The 18419-nt window shown below is 62.1% G+C and carries 15 protein-coding genes; 13 read left to right on the top strand and 2 right to left on the bottom strand.

Features of this window, described 5'->3' with window-relative positions; translation table 11 throughout:
- The 7 genes from FEV51_RS04535 to FEV51_RS04505 form a co-directional block, all read left to right on the top strand.
- Positions 1 to 223 (top strand): integrase core domain-containing protein (locus FEV51_RS04535; protein WP_138616259.1); only part of this gene is annotated, 223 nt, incomplete at its 5' end.
- A gap of 97 nt (positions 224 to 320) precedes the next feature.
- Positions 321 to 2528 (top strand): calcium-binding protein, encoded by a 2208-nt coding sequence (locus FEV51_RS04530; RefSeq protein WP_138616257.1) that lies wholly within the window; start codon positions 321 to 323, stop codon positions 2526 to 2528.
- Positions 2504 to 2920, top strand: coding sequence for a hypothetical protein (locus FEV51_RS04525; protein ID WP_138616255.1), 417 nt, complete (start codon positions 2504 to 2506; stop codon positions 2918 to 2920). Before FEV51_RS04530 ends, FEV51_RS04525 begins: the two co-directional genes overlap by 25 nt.
- A 125-nt stretch (positions 2921 to 3045) precedes the next feature.
- A complete protein-coding gene (locus tag FEV51_RS04520) occupies positions 3046 to 5070 on the top strand; it encodes a TonB-dependent receptor plug domain-containing protein (protein WP_171033032.1) in 2025 nt (674 codons plus the stop codon).
- Positions 5071 to 5252: 182 nt separating this feature from the next.
- Positions 5253 to 6161: a sulfate adenylyltransferase subunit CysD gene (gene cysD, locus FEV51_RS04515; RefSeq protein WP_138616253.1), complete on the top strand. Its 909-nt coding sequence runs from the start codon at positions 5253 to 5255 to the stop codon at positions 6159 to 6161.
- Positions 6161 to 8068, top strand: coding sequence for a sulfate adenylyltransferase subunit CysN (cysN, locus tag FEV51_RS04510; RefSeq protein WP_138616251.1), 1908 nt, complete (start codon positions 6161 to 6163; stop codon positions 8066 to 8068). Before cysD ends, cysN begins: the two co-directional genes overlap by 1 nt.
- Positions 8069 to 8120: 52 nt before the next feature.
- Positions 8121 to 8387, top strand: a complete 267-nt coding sequence (locus FEV51_RS04505) for a DUF2061 domain-containing protein (protein ID WP_138616249.1) — start codon at positions 8121 to 8123, stop codon at positions 8385 to 8387.
- Positions 8388 to 8396: 9 nt separating this feature from the next.
- Here FEV51_RS04505 and FEV51_RS04500 read toward each other — a convergent pair whose 3' ends face one another.
- Positions 8397 to 9665 carry an acetyl-CoA C-acetyltransferase gene (locus FEV51_RS04500; protein WP_138616247.1) on the bottom strand — a complete coding sequence of 423 codons (1269 nt, stop codon included), beginning with the start codon at positions 9663 to 9665 and terminating at the stop codon, positions 8397 to 8399.
- Between the two features lie 113 nt (positions 9666 to 9778).
- On the opposite strand from FEV51_RS04500, the gene FEV51_RS04495 reads away from it, so the two are divergent.
- The 6 genes from FEV51_RS04495 (at position 9779) to FEV51_RS04470 (ending at position 17328) form a co-directional block, all read left to right on the top strand.
- Entirely contained in the window at positions 9779 to 10540 is a 762-nt protein-coding gene (locus tag FEV51_RS04495; protein ID WP_138616245.1) for a crotonase/enoyl-CoA hydratase family protein, read from the top strand.
- 51 nt (positions 10541 to 10591) lie between these two features.
- Positions 10592 to 11755 (top strand): acyl-CoA dehydrogenase family protein, encoded by a 1164-nt coding sequence (locus FEV51_RS04490; protein ID WP_138616243.1) that lies wholly within the window; start codon positions 10592 to 10594, stop codon positions 11753 to 11755.
- Positions 11756 to 11871: 116 nt separating this feature from the next.
- Positions 11872 to 13248: an O-antigen ligase family protein gene (locus tag FEV51_RS04485; protein WP_138616241.1), complete on the top strand. Its 1377-nt coding sequence runs from the start codon at positions 11872 to 11874 to the stop codon at positions 13246 to 13248.
- 26 nt (positions 13249 to 13274) lie between these two features.
- A complete protein-coding gene (locus FEV51_RS04480; RefSeq protein WP_171033031.1) occupies positions 13275 to 13961 on the top strand; it encodes a polysaccharide biosynthesis/export family protein in 687 nt (228 codons plus the stop codon).
- Positions 13958 to 16180, top strand: a complete 2223-nt coding sequence (locus FEV51_RS04475; protein WP_138616238.1) for a GumC family protein — start codon at positions 13958 to 13960, stop codon at positions 16178 to 16180. The genes FEV51_RS04480 and FEV51_RS04475 overlap by 4 nt, the downstream gene beginning before the upstream one ends.
- On the top strand, positions 16177 to 17328 hold the full coding sequence (locus tag FEV51_RS04470; RefSeq protein ID WP_138616236.1) for a hypothetical protein: 1152 nt from the start codon (positions 16177 to 16179) through the stop codon (positions 17326 to 17328). The genes FEV51_RS04475 and FEV51_RS04470 overlap by 4 nt, the downstream gene beginning before the upstream one ends.
- On the opposite strand, the gene FEV51_RS04465 is transcribed toward FEV51_RS04470, so the two are convergent.
- Positions 17325 to 18419: a glycosyltransferase gene (locus tag FEV51_RS04465; RefSeq protein WP_281281594.1), complete on the bottom strand. Its 1095-nt coding sequence runs from the start codon at positions 18417 to 18419 to the stop codon at positions 17325 to 17327. The genes FEV51_RS04470 and FEV51_RS04465 overlap by 4 nt on opposite strands.

Raw genomic sequence — 18419 nt, 5'->3', positions numbered from 1 at the left:
CCGGATATTGCTGGAAAACTACTTCCTGCCGGGCGACCTTGAAACCCAGATCGAGGCGTTCGTCGAGCATTACAACCACCAGCGCTATCACGAGAGCCTGAAAAACGTCACACCTGCCGACGCCTACTTCGGCAGGGCAGAAGCCACCATCAAACAGCGCGAAAGGATCAAACGCAAAACCATCGAACAAAGGCGCTTGCAACACCGCAAGCTTGCCGCATAATATCAACCAACCAGATGAGCCCAAACACTCACCTGTTTTAAACTGCCTAATGTCTCAAATTATCTGACGACGGACACATCCCACCTACGCCAATGGTGTGACCACCTATTTCGGCGGCAATCAGACGGCGACCGGCGGGACAAGTGCCGACCGGTTCATCATCCATGAGATGGCGCGCGTGGATGATATGGACACGATCACCGACTTCAATGCAGCAGAAGGCGACCGCATCGAATTCTATGGCGTCGGGGTCGGCGGCGGCATCAGTCGCGGTTTTGCCGACCCGTATTACGGCTTTTACGCGCCGGACACTCCATATGGCCGCGCCTCGATGCTGTTCTCCGGTGAAATCGGGATCGATAGCATCCAGATCGGCGCGTCGCTGCCCGGTACCGGGGAGCCACGCTTCGTGCAGGTTTTCACCACCCGTGATGCTGAAAACACTTATATAATTGTGGATCGCAACGCTAATGCGGTGCTGGATGCCAGTGATTGGGTCATCCGCCTGACCGGCGATGTGGCCATCGACGAAGCCAGCTTTGCCGATGTCACCTTCGTCGCGGTCAATGGCACCGATGGCGATGACACACTGACCGGCACCGATGGCGACGACCATATCTATGGCGGGCGCGGCAATGATACGCTGAGCGGGCTTGGCGGGGTCGACTATATCGACGGCGGTTCGGGCAATGATATTATTGAGGGCGGCGAAGGTGATGACCGCACAACTGTAAATACCCGTACCGCGCCAATCCTGCTGGGAGGGAATGGAGATGACATCATTCGCGGCAATGGCGGCGACGATGCCATTTCCGGCGGCAATGGCCACGACCATCTCGAAGGCGGAACCGGTTCGGACCAGATAAGAGGCGACGGGGGTCACGATGTGATCTTCGGCAATGAAGATGGCGACACCCTCGATGGCGGCAACGGTAATGACACCATCGATGGCGGTTTTGGTATCGATTACATTTACGGCGGTGCCGGGGCTGACACTTTGTACGGCGGTGCCGACAATGATGTCATATCTGGTGACCAGGACCTCAACGGCACAACTCACGCCGGTGGCCGGGATTACATCGATGGCGGTGACGGCGACGATTCCTTAAACGGCAACGCCGGCGACGACGAAATTCACGGCGGCGCGGGGAACGACTACATTCAGGGTCAGGCCGATAACGACACGCTGTTTGGCGATGATGGCGATGATACGATTTATGGCGACACCGGTGACGACATCATCGACGGCGGTTTCGGCGATGACAGATTGTATGGCGGCGCAGGGACCGACACACTCTCTTTCGCGTCAGTTCTGCGCCGCGTCGTGGTCGATCTTGAGCAGAGCGTGCAGAGCAATGGCCTGAATGTCGGCACAGACACGATTTTCGAGTTTGAAAATATTGTTGGCGGCGCGAATAACGATATTCTGCGCGGCGATGCCCAGGCCAATGTCCTGGACGGCGGGCTTGGCGATGATACGCTGGTCGGGCGCGATGGCGACGACACACTGATCGGCGGACTCGGCGCAGACACGCTGATTGGCGGCTTGGGCTTCGACACCATCAGCTATGCAGGGTCTTCGGCAGCCGTCGTGATCGATCTGGCGACCGCCACTGCCAGCGGCGGCGAGGCCGATGGCGATATTCTGTCCGGTATAGAAGGTGTCGTCGGGACAGGATTCGCCGACACGCTTTCGGGTAATGGTCAGGACAATGAACTGAACGGCGGCGACGGGAATGATACCCTGGCTGGTCTGGGCGGTGCAGATACCCTGATTGGCGGCGGTGGCCGCGATAACCTTATCGGCGGCGGCGGCGCTGATACCCTTCGCGGCGGCGATGCCAATGATACTCTTGACGGTGGCGGTCAAATCGACTTGCTCAATGGTGGCAATGGCAATGATACGCTCGATGGTGGGGTCGGAAACGACCGGCTGCTCGGCAATAATGGTAATGATCATCTGATCGGCGGACTTGGGGACGATTATCTGCAAGGCGATGCTGGGGTAGACACGCTTCTAGGCGGCAATGGAAACGACCGACTGCTCGGCGGTGACGGCGAGGATGTCTTGTATGGCGAAGGCCAAGATGACGAATTACTCGGAGGTAATAACAACGATTTTCTTGATGGCGGAAGCGGTAATGACAGCCTGTATGGCGGCCGGGGTGCGGATATTCTGATCGGCGGGTCTGGTGTCGACCAGCTGATAGCTGGCGGTGGTGCGGACCGCATCAACGGAGGTGTCGGAACCGATGTTCTGACCGAAACGGCGGCGCTGACGTGTTCATTTTCGACGCTGCACTGACCGCTGCCAATGTTGATCACATCACCGATTTCCGCAGGGGGGGTGGCGATACGCTTGAGCTAGACCTGTCTGTTTTCAGCGGGATTAGCGGGGCTGGCGTGCTCGACGCGAGCGCCTTCCACCGCGGTACATCCGCCGCCGATGCTGATGACCGGATCATCTATGACAAAGACACTGGCAATCTGTTTTATGATGCTGACGGTGTTGGGGGCGCGGATCAGGTCCTGTTCGCCACGTTGGAAGCTGGCACCAATCTGACCGCAGGGGACATCTTCGTCGCTGCCAACACTTCCGCAGCGCAGCCCAAGGAAGGTGCGGGCGTTGCCGACATTGCAATTGACCTGACCCAGCCTGCCGAAGCTCTTCACACAGCAGATTTCTTCCTGTTTTAAGGCGGCTCAAGCAAAACTGCGCAGTGCGCAGCGTTTGCAGACTGGACGGTTAAACCCTACCTCCCGCGCAAGGTATCGCCGCTGGCGACACTTGCCGATTGAGAAGAGAGCGGGTTCGCCAATCCATGAGACAGATATCCTTCGCCATACCGCTTGCCGGGCTGATGATTGGTGTGGCCACGCCGCTATGCGCGCAGGATAGCGATGCTGATACTGCGGAGCCGGTCATCATTGTCACGGGCAACGGGCTGGCGGACACCCCCGCAGCACCGGCGTATGACACGCAGGACATCAGCCGCGAGCAATTGGTCAACGTGCCATCAGGCCGGATCGAGGATGCACTGGCGACCGTGGCGGGCTTCCAGCAATTCCGCCGTTCGGACAGCCGTTCCGCCAACCCTTCGGCGCAGGGCGCCACGCTGCGCGCGCTGGGCGGTAACGCCAGCAGTCGCGCGCTGGTGCTGCTGGACGGGGTACCAATGGGGGATCCTTTTTTCGGTTTCATTCCCTTCAACGCGATTGCCCCAGAACGACTGGCCTCTGCCCGGATTACCCGTGGCGGCGGATCAGGACCGTTCGGAGCAGGCGCGCTGGCTGGGACGATTGAGCTGACCAGCGCCGATGCTGAAACGCTGGGGCCGCTCAGTGGTAAGGCGCTGGTGAATGATCGCGGCGGCAGCGAAGCCAGCGCCGCGGCGGCAGGTGCGCTGGGGGGCGGTTTTGCTGTCATTTCGGGTCGGTGGGATCGCGGGCCGGGCTTCTTCACTACGCCGCTTGTGGACCGAGTCCCCGCCAGCGTCCGCGCGGCCTATAATAGCTGGTCCGTGCAAACACGCGGGGTCGCGCCGCTGACGGATACTGTGGAATTGCAGGCGCGCGGTCTGATCTATGATGACCACCGCACGCTGCGGTTTGACGGCGCCGACAGTTCGAGCACCGGGCAGGACGCCAGCCTGCGTCTGGTCGGGCGCGGCGATTGGCAATTCGACATGCTGGCCTACCTTCAGGCGCGCAATTTCACCAACACTGTTATTTCCTCCAGCCGCTTTGTGCCCGTGCTGGATCAGCGCAATACGCCGTCGACCGGGCTGGGCGGCAAGCTGGAATTGCGCCCGCCCATCGGCAGTGCACACGTGTTGCGGCTGGGCGCGGATCACCGCCGCGCCGATGGCGAACTGTTCGAAACCGCGATCAGCGCCTTTAGCGGTACAGTCACCGCGCGGCGCAATGCAGGCGGGACCAACACCGATTTTGGGCTGTATATCGAAGACGACTGGAGCATCGGTCCGGTTACTATGACCGCAGGCGCGCGTGCCGACCGCTACACAATCCGCAGCGGCTTTTACGCCGAACGGGACGCGGCTGGCGTGTTGGTGCGGGAAGAGCGCTATGCCGACCGTGCTGGTTGGGCGGGGTCACTGCGCGGCGGTGTGCTGGTCCGGCTGGGCGGAGGACTGCAATTGCGCGGGGCTGCCTATACCGGACTGCGCCTGCCAACGCTCAATGAATTGTACCGCCCATTTGTGGTGTTTCCGGTGGTTACGCAGGCCAATGCCGCGCTTCGAAACGAGCGGCTGGAGGGCTTTGAAGCGGGAATCAATTATGCGCCTGATGCGGCATTGGACCTGTCGCTGACCGCCTTCGACAACCGCGTCAAAGATGCCGTCGCCAATGTTACCGTGGCCACAAACCTGCGCCAGCGCCAGAATATCGACGCGATCCGCGCACGCGGTATCGAGGTAAGTGCCGGTGTGCGCTTTGGTGCTCTGCGCTTCGATGGATCGCTGGCCTATACCGATGCCGCTGCGCAAGGATCGGGCTTTGCCGCTGCACTCAACGGTAACCGGCCTGCACAGACGCCGCGCTGGGCAGGCGGCGCAACAATCAGCTATCGTCCGAGCGAGAACTGGCTGCTTGCCGCGACGGTGCGGCATACTGGCGCGCAATTCGAAGATGATCTGGAAAGTGATGTGCTGCCAGCTGTGACGACGCTGGGCGCTTATGTGCAGGTGCCGCTGTCCAGCCAGATTGCGCTGGTCCTGCGCGGCGAGAACCTGACCGATCAGGCGATCCTTACGCGCAATCAGGAGGGCTCGATTGATCTGGGCGCACCGCGCACCCTGTGGGCGGGGATCAAGCTGGGGCTTTGAGCCGCGCATTCGTCGCGCAGTCATCGTCCACTACTGAAGTGCCGCAAAGTCATTGTGCGATGCGGCAAAATTTCCTATCGGACCGCTATGCGGGCCCGGCTTTGTCGGTCCTGTCCAATCGGTCGCTTGCGAACCGCGTAAAGCGCCCGACCCGAACGCCAAAACGTTGAGACTGCACCCCCATGACCCTCACTCATCTCCAGCGGCTTGAAGCCGAGAGCATCCACATCATGCGCGAAGTGGTGTCCGAGGCCGAAAATCCGGTCATGCTGTATTCGGTTGGCAAGGATAGCGCCGTGATGCTGCACCTTGCCAAGAAGGCGTTTTATCCCTCGCCGCCGCCCTTTGCCCTGCTGCATGTCGATACGACCTGGAAATTCCAGGAAATGTACAAGCTGCGCGAAAAAGCGGCGCAGGATGCGGGGATGGAACTGCTGGTTTACCAGAACCCCGAAGCGCATGAGCGCGGGATCAATCCGTTCGATCACGGACCGCTACACACCGATATGTGGAAGACCGAAGGGCTGAAGCAGGCGCTCGACAAATATGGCTTCGATGCGGCCTTTGGCGGCGCGCGGCGCGATGAGGAAAAGAGCCGCGCGAAAGAGCGCATTTTCTCCTTCCGCACCGCCACCCACGGCTGGGACCCGAAGAACCAGCGGCCCGAGCTGTGGAACATCTACAACGCCAAAAAGGCCAAAGCCGAGAGCATCCGAATTTTCCCGCTGTCCAACTGGACCGAGCTGGATATCTGGCAGTACATCCACCTCGAAGATATCGAGATCGTACCACTGTATTTCTCGGCCAAGCGGCCAACTTTCGAATATGACGGCGGCCTGTTCATGGCCGACGATCTGGAGCGGCTTGAGAAAGTCATGGGCCACCGCCCGGAAATCACCGAACGCTCCATCCGCTTCCGCACGCTGGGCTGCTTCCCACTGACCGGCGCGGTGGAAAGCGAAGCGGCAACGCTTCCCGAAATCATTCAGGAGATGCTCCTGACCACGACCTCCGAACGGCAGGGCCGGGTGATCGACAAGGATTCCGGTGACGCCTCGATGGAAAAGAAAAAGCAGGAAGGGTACTTCTGATGTCGGAGCCGATTTATCAGACCGACGCGCTCATCGCCGAGGACATCGACGCCTATCTGGAAACGCATCAGCACAAGACCATGCTGCGCTTCATCACCTGCGGTAGTGTCGATGACGGCAAATCCACATTGATCGGGCGGTTGCTGTACGATTCCAAGATGATCTTCGAAGATCAGCTGGCGACGCTGGAAAGCGATTCCAAGCGGGTTGGCACGCAGGGTCAGGAAATCGATTTCGCATTGCTGGTCGATGGTCTGGCTGCCGAACGCGAGCAGGGCATCACTATTGATGTGGCTTACCGCTTTTTCGCAACCGAGAAGCGCAAGTTCATCGTCGCCGATTGCCCCGGCCACGAACAATATACCCGCAATATGGTCACCGGCGCTTCGACCGCCGATCTTGCCGCCATCCTGATCGATGCGCGCAAGGGCGTGCTGGTCCAGACGCGCCGCCACAGTTTCCTGTGCCATCAGCTTGGCATCAAGAACCTTGTGCTGGCGGTCAACAAGATGGATCTGATCGATTACGATCAGGCGCAGTTCGATGCCATTGTCGCCGATTACAAGGAATTTGCTGACAGCATCGGGATCGAAAACTTCACTGCCATCCCGATGTCGGGCCTGGCCGGGGACAACATCACCAGCCAGTCCGAAAATACCAGCTGGTACGATGGCCCCACGCTGATCGAACATCTCGAGCAGGTCGAAGTGCGCAGCGATGTCAACGCCGCCAAGGCATTCAGCATGCCGGTGCAGTGGGTCAATCGCCCCAATCTCGACTTCCGCGGTTTCTCAGGCCTGATCGCCACGGGTTCAGTCAAGCCGGGCGACACGGTTCGCTCGCTGCCCTCAGGCAAGACCAGCACGGTCAAATCGGTTGTCACGATGGACGGCAATCTGGACAGCGCGATTGCCGGTCAATCGGTCACCGTCACGCTGGTGGATGAAATCGACTGCTCGCGCGGGGATGTGCTGGCCGCTGCCGACAACCCTCCCGAAGTTGCCGACCAGTTTGAAAGCACCATCGTCTGGATGGACGAAGACCCGCTGGTGGTGGGCCGCGCCTATTGGATGAAGCTGGGCACGCAGATGGTTTCGGTGACAATTGCGGAGCCGAAATACGAGATCAACGTCAACACGATGCAGCATCTTGCTGCCAAGACGCTCGAACTCAATTCCATCGGTGTGGCGGAATTGACCACGGACAAGCGGATAGTGTTCGCACCCTATACCGAAAATCGCTCGCTGGGCGGCTATATCCTGATCGACAAGATCACCAATCGTACGGTTGGCGCAGGGATGCTGCACTTCAGCCTGCGCCGGGCGCAGAATGTTCACTGGCAGGCCAGCGACATCACGCGCCAGCATCACGCGGAAATGAAGAACCAGACCCCGCGCGTGCTGTGGTTTACCGGGCTTTCCGGTTCGGGCAAATCGACTATCGCGAATGAGGTGGAAAAGCAGTTGGCGATCATGAACCGCCACACCTTCCTGCTCGATGGGGACAATGTCCGTCACGGCCTGAACAAGGACCTGGGCTTCACCGAAAGCGACCGGATCGAAAATATCCGCCGGATCGGCGAGGTTGCCAAGCTGATGACCGATGCCGGTCTGATCGTGCTGACCGCGTTCATCAGCCCCTTCCGGGCCGATCGCAAGCTGGTGCGCGATATGCTGGAAGATCACGAGTTCATCGAGATCCATGTCGACACCCCGCTGGAAGTGGCGGAGCAGCGCGATGTGAAGGGCCTGTACAAGAAAGCCCGCGCGGGCGAGCTCAAGAACTTCACCGGGATCGACAGCCCGTATGAAGAACCCGAAAGCCCCGAAATCCGCGTCAGCACTGTGCAGATGAGCCCGCAGGAAGCCGCCGATTACATCATCAAGAAGATCCTCCCGCTTAAATGATGGCTTTCGCGCCATCTTCCGCTAAAACTGCGGGCAAGGGGATCTGACAGACATGTTGTTGTTTCGTGGCCGTGAGGCGCACAGCCGTTCGTTCGCCAAGGCGGCGAGCTGGCGCATTCTGGGTAGTATCGACACCTTTCTGCTCAGCTGGTTTTTCACCGGCAGCCCCAAGGCGGCGGGCGCTATCGCCACCACCGAAGTGCTGACTAAGCTGGTGCTGTATTACTTCCACGAACGGGCGTGGAGTTCGGTCAGTTGGGGCTTCAAGGCGGAAGATGCGGCCGGGAACGAAGTTCCCAAGCCCCAGCCCGCCGAATAGAGCGCCTGCTCAGTCCACGAAATCGTCGACCCGCTCGACGATAATTGCCGGTGCCATCCCGCCGGCGGCGCACATCGTGACCAGGCCGTAACGCTTGTCCTGACGCTCCAATTCATCGACGATGGTCCCGATCAGGATCGAGCCGGTCGCGCCGATGGGGTGGCCCAGCGCAATGGATCCGCCATTGACGTTGACCTTGTCCCAATCGAGATCGAGATCGCGTACGAATTTGGCTGCGACCACGGCAAAAGCCTCGTTAATTTCGAACAGATCGATGTCGTCCTTGGTCAGCCCGGCCTTGGCCAGAACCTTTTTCGCTGCCGGGACCGGGGCATTGAGCATCAGCGTGGGATCATCGCCCATATTGGCAGTGGCCACGATGCGCGCGCGGGGCTTCAGGCCATGTTTGCGCGCGTAATCGGCTGAGGTCACCAGCACTCCGGCGGCCCCATCGACCACGCCGGAGCTGTTGCCCGCATGGTGGAAGTTCTGAATTTCGAGATCGGGATATTTGCGGTTCACCAAGCCGCGAAATGTGGTGCCACTGGCGTCCAGCGGCATATCGGCGATCTTGGCGAAGGCAGGCTCCAGTCCAGCAAGCCCCTCGCGAGTGGTTTCCGGGCGCGGATATTCCTCGCGCTCCAGTACCACCGTCCCCGCCTCGTCCGTCACGGGAACCAGCGATTTGGCAAAGCGCCCTTCCGTGATCGCATGTGCGGCGCGCTGCTGGCTGCGATATCCGACCTCGTCCAGCTCTTCACGGGTGAAGCCTTCCATCGTCGCAATCGCATCGCCGCAAATGCCCTGGTGCGATTGTGGGTGGACCTGCTGCAAGCGGTCATTGTGGCTGCCCATTATCGGCGGCTTGATCCCGGCGCCCATCTTCTCGCGCATCAATTGCCCGGTCAGGCTCATCATCTCGGTCCCGCCGGCGATGACGCAATCTTCCATGCCCGACATCACCTGCGCCGCTGCCAATGCGACCGAGGTAATTCCGCCGCCGCAGAACCGGTCGAGCGTTGTGCCTGAACTGGTGACGTCATAGCCCGCATCGAGCGCGGCCATGCGGCCCAGATCGCCTGCCTGCGTCCCGTCCTGCGTGCTGACCGACCAGATCACATCGTCGATCGTCGCCGTGTCCAGTCCGTTGCGGTCTTTCAGAGCGCGCAGCACAGTGGCGGCGAGATGCTGCGGGTGCATATGCGCCAGCGAGCCTTTGCCCTGCTTGCCAATCCCGCGCGGGGTGCGGACGGCATCGATAATATAAGCTTGGGTCATGGCGGGTTTCCTCTCGGTACATTGAAGATTCTGAGAATTGGCGGTTGACGTATGCGTAAGGCTCGCGCAGCAATGGCGCAAGACAAGTTTCAATCTGCAATGGGAGTTGCCCGGTGAGCGAAGAAGTCCTGACGAGCGAAGAGAACGGCATTCTGGTCGTCACGATTAACCGGCCCGAGGCCAAGAATGCCATGTCCAAAGCTGCTGCCGAAGGGATCGCTGCGGCGATGGACCGGCTCGACAGCGATGACACATTGCGCGTCGGCATCCTGACCGGGGCGGGCGGTACTTTCTGTTCGGGCATGGACCTGAAAGGCTTCCTGCGCGGCGAATCGCCCAGCGTCGAAGGGCGCGGCTTTGGCGGGATCGTGCAGAAGCCGCCGCAGAAACCGCTGATTGCTGCGGTTGAAGGCTATGCACTGGCCGGCGGGCTTGAACTGATGATCGCTTGCGATCTGGTGGTGGCGAACGTGGCGGCAAAATTCGGTATTCCCGAGGTCAAGCGCGGGCTGGTCGCGGCGGCGGGCGGCGTGATGATGTTGCCCGATCAAATCCCCGAACGGATTGCGATGGAGCTGGCGCTGACCGGCGAGTTTATCGGCGCGCAGCGCGCTTACGAATTGGGGATGATCAACCGCGTGGTTGACGGTCCGGCGCTGGATGCGGCGAAGGAACTCGCGGCCAAGATCGTCGCCAATGGCCCGCTGGCCGTGCGGGTTTCCAAACAGATCATGCGCGAATCGCGCGCTTGGCCGATGGACGAACGCTATGCCCGCCAGACACAGCTTATCGCGCCTGTTTTTGTCAGCGAAGATGCCCGCGAAGGCTCCGCAGCCTTTGCCGAAAAGCGCGCACCCAAATGGCAGGGCAAATAGGCACGATCCAGCCCGCAATCATTTCCCGAATACCCTGAGAGGATACCCGCAATGCCGGTCATCGACGTTCCGCAGCCCGAGTTCATGGAAGACGAAGAAATCGCGATCTTCAAGGATGCGGTGGGCAAGTTCTATGACCAGCACGCCCCGGCCAAGCGCGTCGAGAAATGGCGCGACGAAGGGCAAGTGGACGTTGAATTCTGGCAGGAAGCCGGGGCAGCGGGCATCCTGGGCATGACTGTGCCCGAGGAATATGGCGGCCACGGCGGCGATTTCCGGCATGATCTGGTGGTGCTCGACCAGCAGGCGGAAAAGGGCGTCGACGGCTTTGCCGCATCACTGCACAATGTCATCATCCTGCCTTATCTGGTGCGCCACGGGACCGAGGAGCAGAAGCAGCGCTGGCTGCCCCGGCTGGTATCCGGCGAGCTGATTTCGGCTATCGCCATGACCGAGCCGGGCGTGGGGTCAGATCTGCAAAGCATCGCGACCACAGCGACCAAGGACGGCAATGGCTACCGCCTAAACGGAGCCAAGACGTTTATTTCATCGGGCCAGCTGGCAAATTTCGTAGTGGTGGTCGCCAAGACCGATCCCAAAGCGCGCGCCAAGGGTATCAGCCTGATGTGCATGGAAACCAAGGGTGCGGAAGGCTTCCGGCGCGGCAAGAAGCTCGACAAGATCGGGCTGGATGCCGCCGACACGTCCGAACTGTTCTTCGACGATGTGTTCCTGCCGGGTGACAGCGTGCTGGGCGGCGAAGAGGGCAAGGGCTTCTACCAGCTGATGGGCGAATTGCCGCAGGAACGGCTGGTGATCGCGGTCGGCGCGATGAAAACCATCGAGAAGGCGCTGGATACCACTGTCGAATATGTGAAGGAGCGCAAGGCGTTCGGGCAGACCATCTGGGATTTCCAGAACACGCAATTCGTGCTCGCCGATCTCAAGGCGCGGGGAACGGCGGCCAAGGTCTTCCTCAACGACTGCATTGCCAAACTGCTACGCGGCGAGCTGGATGTCACCACCGCCTCCATCGCCAAATACTGGATTACCGAATTGCAGGGCGAAGTGGTCGACAAATGCCTGCAACTGCATGGCGGGTGGGGTTACATCAACGAATATTCCATTGCGAAAATGTACCGCGACAGCCGCATCACCCGCATTTTCGGCGGCTCCAACGAGATCATGAAGATGATTATCGCCCGCTCGATGTAGGCGCGTTGCAGCGCCGGGGCAGCAACGGTGAAGCAAGGGGGCGGGGGATAGTCCCGCCGCGCCCTTGCCGCCGGAGGCGCAGCCGTTAGGGTTATGGCGTGATGAGGGGGTGAGGTATGCTCGGATTGCGATCGCGCCTGCCAGGCACGCGTTACGGCGGCATAGTCGCCGGTTTTCTGGGCGTGGCCATGGTGCTGGGCGGCGGCGGATCGCCCAGTGCAGCGGCGGAAATCCTGGTGCAGCTGACTTTCGCCGTTGCAGTTATCGCATGGCTGATGTGGGCACCCCAGCGGCGCACGCGGGTGGGCACGATCCCGCGCGAATTGCTGGCATTGGCCGCAATGCTCGCGTTGATCCCGCTGCTCCAATTGATCCCGCTACCGCCTACACTGTGGCAATCGCTTCCGGGCCGCGCGCTTGAAATGCAAACGCTGGCGCTGGTGGGCGAGGCGGATAGTTGGCGGCCAATCTCGCTGGCACCTTACCACACACTCGCCGGGCTGCTCGCTCTGATCCCAGCGCTCGGGGTGATGCTGGCGACTGCGACCTTGGGCCAGCGCGATCGCCGGTTCCTGCTGCTGGTCATTGGCGCAATTGCGATTGCCGGCGCGGCGTTGGGAGCCTTGCAAATTGCGGGCGGGGCTGATGCTTTTAGACTTTACGAGAAAAGCCATCGCGGCTGGCTGACTGCCTTCCACGCCAATCGCAACGCTGCGGCAGATGCCTTGCTGATCGGGGCGATGGCGCTGACCGCATGGTTCGCCACCCGCCCAGCCAGCCTGCCGCGCCAGCAAAGCTCGGTCATCGTGCTGCTGGCTTTGCAGGCGCTGTTGCTGATTGCCGCCGTTCTGACCGGCTCACGCGCGGGGATCGCTTTGATCCCGGTCGCCATGCTGGTCCAGCTGGCGATGTTGAAGGGGAGCGGGCTGGGCACGCTGGTTCGCCGCGCTGCGCTGGGCGCTGCGGCCCTGTTCGCGGCATTGCTGGCGCTGCCCTATGTGCTGGCGTCGAATGTGCGCTTGGCGGGCGTGGCCGCGCGGTTCGATGCGGTGAAGGATTTCCGCCAGGAATTGTGGACCGATACGCTGTTCGCGCTGCAAACCTATTGGCCCGCAGGCAGCGGTCTCGGCACCTTCGTTACCGCGTTCCTACCCGCTGAACGGATCGAAGTGGTTGACCCCACATTCCCCAACCGCGCGCACAACGACTATCTGGAATTCCTGCTTGAGGCCGGACTGCTCGCCCCCTTGGTATTGGTCGCGGGGGCGATCCTGCTGTTCCTGCTCGCCCGCCGCGCGCTGGCAGCAGAGGGCGAGGCGCGCATCAATGCGATCTTCGCGCTGGGTACGTTGGTTGTAATCGCACTGCATTCCATCGTTGATTATCCGCTGCGTAACATGGCAATAGCGTGTCTGGCGGGGGTCGCGGCCGGATTGCTGGGCACAAGGCCCAGCCGGGGATCGGCCGAACACACTATGGGCGCGGAAGCATGACTGGTATTCGATCCACGACAAGACTGATGCGCGGCGCAATGCTGCTGTCATCGCTTGCCTTACTGGGCGCGTGTCAATCGCGGCTCAATCCGGTCGTTCCTGCGGGGGAGGCGGGATATACCGCCATCGCCGTCGATCCCGCCACGCTTCCCGTGCCGCGCTATGCGCTGGGTGCTGGTGATGTCATTTCAGTGCGCGTGTTTGACGAAGCAGCCTTGTCGGTGGACGAGATCGTGGTCGATAACGCAGGCGTAATCAGCCTGCCGCTAATCGGCGATGTGCGCGTGGCGGGCCGCACGGCCAGCGAATTGTCGCGCGATATCGAGGCGGCCTATGCCGCCGCCTATCTGCGCGATCCCCGCGTATCGGTGCTGGTCAAGAAAGGCCGCGTGCAAACCATCGCTGTCGAGGGTGAGGTCGAGATTCCCGGCGTGTTCCCATATGTTCAGGGCCAGACTCTGCTGACCGCGCTGGCGCTGGCACGCAGCCCGACGGAAACTGCCTCGCTCGACCAGATCATGATCTTCCGCACTGCGGGCGGTGAGAGGGTGGCGGGCCGGTTCGATTTGCAGGCGATCCGCGGCGGACGAATGCCCGATGTCGCATTGTTGCCGGGTGACACGATCGTGGTTGGCTATTCATCAGTGCGCGGGCTGTTTGTCGATGCGATCCGCGCAATCCCTGTCCTCGGTGTTTTCAGGCCCTATCCATGAACGCGGAAAGCCCCTCGCTCCCGGCCCCCGATGGCCCGCAGTTGACCCCGCGCCAACGCTATTCGGCGGCCTATGTTTCGGCCGGTGAGAACCCGATCAGCGCCAACATCCGCCATGCGCTGTCGGCACTGCGGCGCCATTTCTGGATGGCGCTGGCGATTGTCGGTGCCGCCGTGGCCATCGCGCTGGTGTCGACCATGCTCGACACGCCGCGTTACACCGCCACCACCAGCGTTCAGATCAATGACCAGAGCGATGAAGTGCTGGGCAAGGATTTCGAAGGCAGCATTGCGCCCCCCAGTGACTGGGACGTTGACCGCTTTCTCAACACCCAGCTCGATATTTTGCGCAGCCGCGGGCTGGCAGAGCGGGTCGCCGACGCGCTGGATCTGGCCAATAACGAACGCTTCTTCGCATCGATGGAAATCCCGCCGGGCGCGGTGACTGGCGACGCGCGGCAGAAACGCGACACGGCGATTGCGCTGCTGCGGGGCAATATGCAGATCGATCTGCCGCGTTCGACGCGCATTGCCGCGATTGGCTTCACCAGCACCGATCCGGGTATGTCCGCCAGCGTGGCCGATGCCTTTGCCGCTGAATTTATTCAAGCCAATCTGCAGCGGCGCTTCGACAGCACATCCTACGCGCGCAATTTTGTGGCCGAGCAGCTTGAGGAGGCGCGCGGTTCGCTTGAACAGTCGGAGCGTGAGCTGAACGATTACGCCAAATCGGTCGGGCTGATCCGCACCCGTGATACTTTTGCGCCCAGTTCGCGCGACGTGGCTGCCGGAACGATGACCTCTTCCAGTCTGCTGCAGTTGAACGATGCGGCCATCGCGGCCCGGGCTGACAGGATTGCGGCCCAATCACGCTGGGAAGCGGTGCGCGGTGCGCCGCTGATGTCCTCGCGCGTGGTGATCGAAAATCCGACCGTCCAATCGCTGATGACGCGCAAGGCCGAACTGGAAAGCCAGCTGCAATCCGCGCGGGAACGCTATCTGCCGGGCCATCCCGCCGTGGCGCGGCTGGAAAGCGATGTATCGACCACCACCGCGCAGCTCAACCGCACCGCCGCGCAGGTGCGCGATTCCATTCGTGCGGAATACACCGCGGCGCAGGCATCCGAGGCGCGTCTCGATACCCAAGTGCGTCAGGCGCGCGGCGATACGCTGGCGGAACAGGACCAGTCGGTGCGCTACAATGTGCTGGCGCGTGAAGCCGACACTGCGCGTTCGATCTATGACGGGCTGCTGCAACGGTACCGTGAACTCAATGCCTCTGCCGGCATCGCGTCGAGCAATATCTCGATAATCGACAAGGCCGAAACGCCGACCTCGCCATCGTCGCCGAACCTGCCGCGCAATCTGGCGCTGGGTCTGTTGATTGGTCTGGCGGCGGCGGCAATTGCGGTGTTCCTGCGCGATCAACTCGACGATGTCATCCACACGCCCGAAGATGTCGAAGACAAGCTGGGGCTGTCGTTGCTGGGCGTGGTGCCACGTTCGGAAGACGGCGACCCGCTGGAAGCTATGGCGAGCCCCAAGACGCCCATTGCCGAGGCATACAATTCGCTGCGCGGGGCGCTGCTGTATTCCACGCCGCGCGGGCTGCCCCGCATCATGGTGGTCACCAGTGCGCAAGCGCATGAGGGTAAGAGCACCACCAGCTACGCACTGGCCGAGGGGTTCGCGCGGATTGGCATGAAGCCGCTGTTGATAGACGCCGATCTTCGCCGTCCGGCGCTGCACAAATTTGCGGACCATCGCCCCGAGCGCGGACTGACCGATTTGCTGATTTCGCAAGACGATCCGGCGGGGGTTATCGTACCGCTAAGCGAGGGCGGTGTCGATCTGCTGGCATCCGGCCCGCTGCCGCCAAGCCCGTCGGAACTGCTGTCATCGCCGCGCATGGCGCAATTGCTTGAACAGCTGAGCGAAACCTATGACGTGATCGTCGTCGACAGCCCGCCGGTTCTGGGTCTGGCCGATGCGCCGATGCTGGCGGCGATTGCCGATGGCACGGTGTTCGTGGTCGAGGCGGAACGGGGCCGTAGCGGCGCGCTCAAGGCGGCATTGCGCCGCCTACGGACGATGGAGCCGGTGATCCTTGGCGCGGTGCTGACGAAGTTTGATCCCACCCGTTCGGGCAATCGTTATTCAGCCTATTACGGCTATGATTATTACCAATATGCCGGGGGCGAGCAGGGCGCATCGGCATGACCGGCGGGCGCATCCGTGCCGGGGTGGCCGGGTTTGCGATCCTGCTGTTCGTGTTGCTGGTGCTGGCGTCGGGCCTCGACCGCTATAGCCAGCATGAACCCGGTGCGATCCGCCTGATCCCCGACACTTTCCGGGTCAGCGCCGCACGTTCGCTGGCCGCCAGCGCGCTGACGCGCGGCGATTTTCCAGAGGCGGAACGGCAGGCCCGCGCGGCCACTAAGCGCGACCCGCTTGATCCGCGTGGTCCGGCATTTCTTGGCGCTGTTGCCGCTCTGGACAGCAGCGCTGGCGGTGACGGCGGGGATGCCGCTTTCCGGGCCGCGGCCAAGCTGGGCTGGCGCGAGATGATCACGCAGGCCTATTGGTTTGACCGCGATCTGCGCGAAGACCGCATCGCGGCGGCGGCGCTGAGGCTGGATGCGATCCTGCGCGCCAATCCGCGTTCTGAGGCGGCGCAGACCTTCCTTGGAATGCTGGAGGCACGCGAAGACGGCCGGCGGGCATTGGCAGAACGGCTGCGCAGCGGACCGGCCTGGGCCGAAGCCTATCTGTCCGGCTATGCGGGCGATGTAGAAATGCTCCGCGCGCGCGCTCGGTTTCTCGCCAGCCGCAGTGCCGGGGTGCCTGAACTGGGGTGCGAGCGGGTGCTGCCGATGGTCCGCGCGCTATCATCGCGGGCCTATCGCGGTGAGGCCGAGGCGCTGTGGCAGGTCCATTGTCCGGCAGGCGCAACGGCGGGGGCGCTGTCCGATCCCGGCTTCGACAAGTTCGCCAGCGACGAATCCGGTCCCTTCGGCTGGCAGCGTCACGGCGCGGGCGATGTTCGCGTCTCCCCGGTTGGCGGCAAGGAGCGGATGATAGAGCTGGCCAATCGCTCCAGCGTGACGCGGCTGGTGCTCTCTCAGCCCGTGGCGCTGACGCAAGGCGCTCATACTGTGACGGGCAGTGTTACCGGCCTTAAGCCTGCGCTGCTGGTGGCCACACTCGGCTGCGGCCATCCCGAGCGGCCCAGCAATGTGTCAGGGGCCATCGCGGCAAGCGGTCAGCGGATCGATGCCAAGGGTTGCGCCAATGAAGTGCTGGGGCTGTGGATGCGGCCTGGCGAGGGCGCTTTGACCGTGGATGATCTGCGGATCGATGGGAATTAGCGCTGCGGCCCGATGAGCTGCGCATAAAGCGCCTCCCAATGCGACTGCACCTGAGGCGCACCGAAACTGCCCTGTGCCACGCTCTGCGCCGCGTCTGACATCGCCTGCCATTCGCCGTCATCATGCGCAAAACCTGCCACCAGTGCGGCGCGGATGTCGTCGCTCTCCGTGCCGCAGCGCAAGGCTGCGCCAGCGGCAAAACCTTCGGGCAGATGGCAGTGCTCGCTCATGATCGTCGGCACGCCCGCCGCCCATGCCTCCAGCACCACCATTGGCAAACCTTCGCTGAGCGAGGGCAGTACACAGAACCGCGCGATATCAAACAGCGCCGCTTTCTGCGAGCCAAAGGCTGCGCCGACGAACTCGATTGACGTGTGATCGCCCGCCATCGCCTGTTCGAGCATCGCGATCCCCTCGTCATCGCCCCACCCGGCGATGGTCAGCATGGCTCCTTCGGGAAGGTCGGGCTGCGCCGCCAGCCACCCGGCGATCAAGGCCGCTATATTCTTCTTCTCATGGATGCGCCCCAGATAAAGCGCGACCGGCGGACGCGGTCCGGTTGGCGGCGATGAAGGGGCGGGCGCGACGTTGGGGATGATCGCGATCCGCGCTCCGCCGGTTTCATGCGCAATATCCTGCGCCTCCGCCTGGGTCAGCGCGTGCAACGCCGCTGACCGCCGCCAGGCGCGCCGTTCCCACAGCAGGCGTCCCAGATGCTTCTTCCACGCATTGTGCTGAGTGATCCATGGGGCCAGCATCCCGTGCGGACTGATCACCAGCGGGCGACCAGTGGCCCGCGCCCAGCGCGCCGCCGCGTGGCTGGGATATTGCCAGATACCGTGGAGGTGCAGCAGATCGAGCCGCGCATTGGCGAGCAGGTCAGACAGGCCGGAGGAGTAGGCCAGAAACCCCGGCCCGGATGGCTCCGCCAGCAAAGTTTCGCAGCCTTCCAGCCGCCAAGCATCATCGGCATGCGCAGCGTCGCGCACCGCAATGACCACGGGCTGCGCGTCCATCCCGCGCAGCAGTTCAGCCTGCGCGGCTATGGCTTCAAAAACGCCGCCATTAGCGCGGCTTGCCCAAGCCGACAG

The sequence above is a fragment of the Qipengyuania marisflavi genome (assembly GCF_005884405.1).
In the GTDB taxonomy this organism is placed as follows: domain Bacteria; phylum Pseudomonadota; class Alphaproteobacteria; order Sphingomonadales; family Sphingomonadaceae; genus Qipengyuania; species Qipengyuania marisflavi.
The sequence above is the reverse complement of the archived record's forward strand: the minus strand, read 5'-3'. Positions and strand labels throughout refer to the sequence as shown.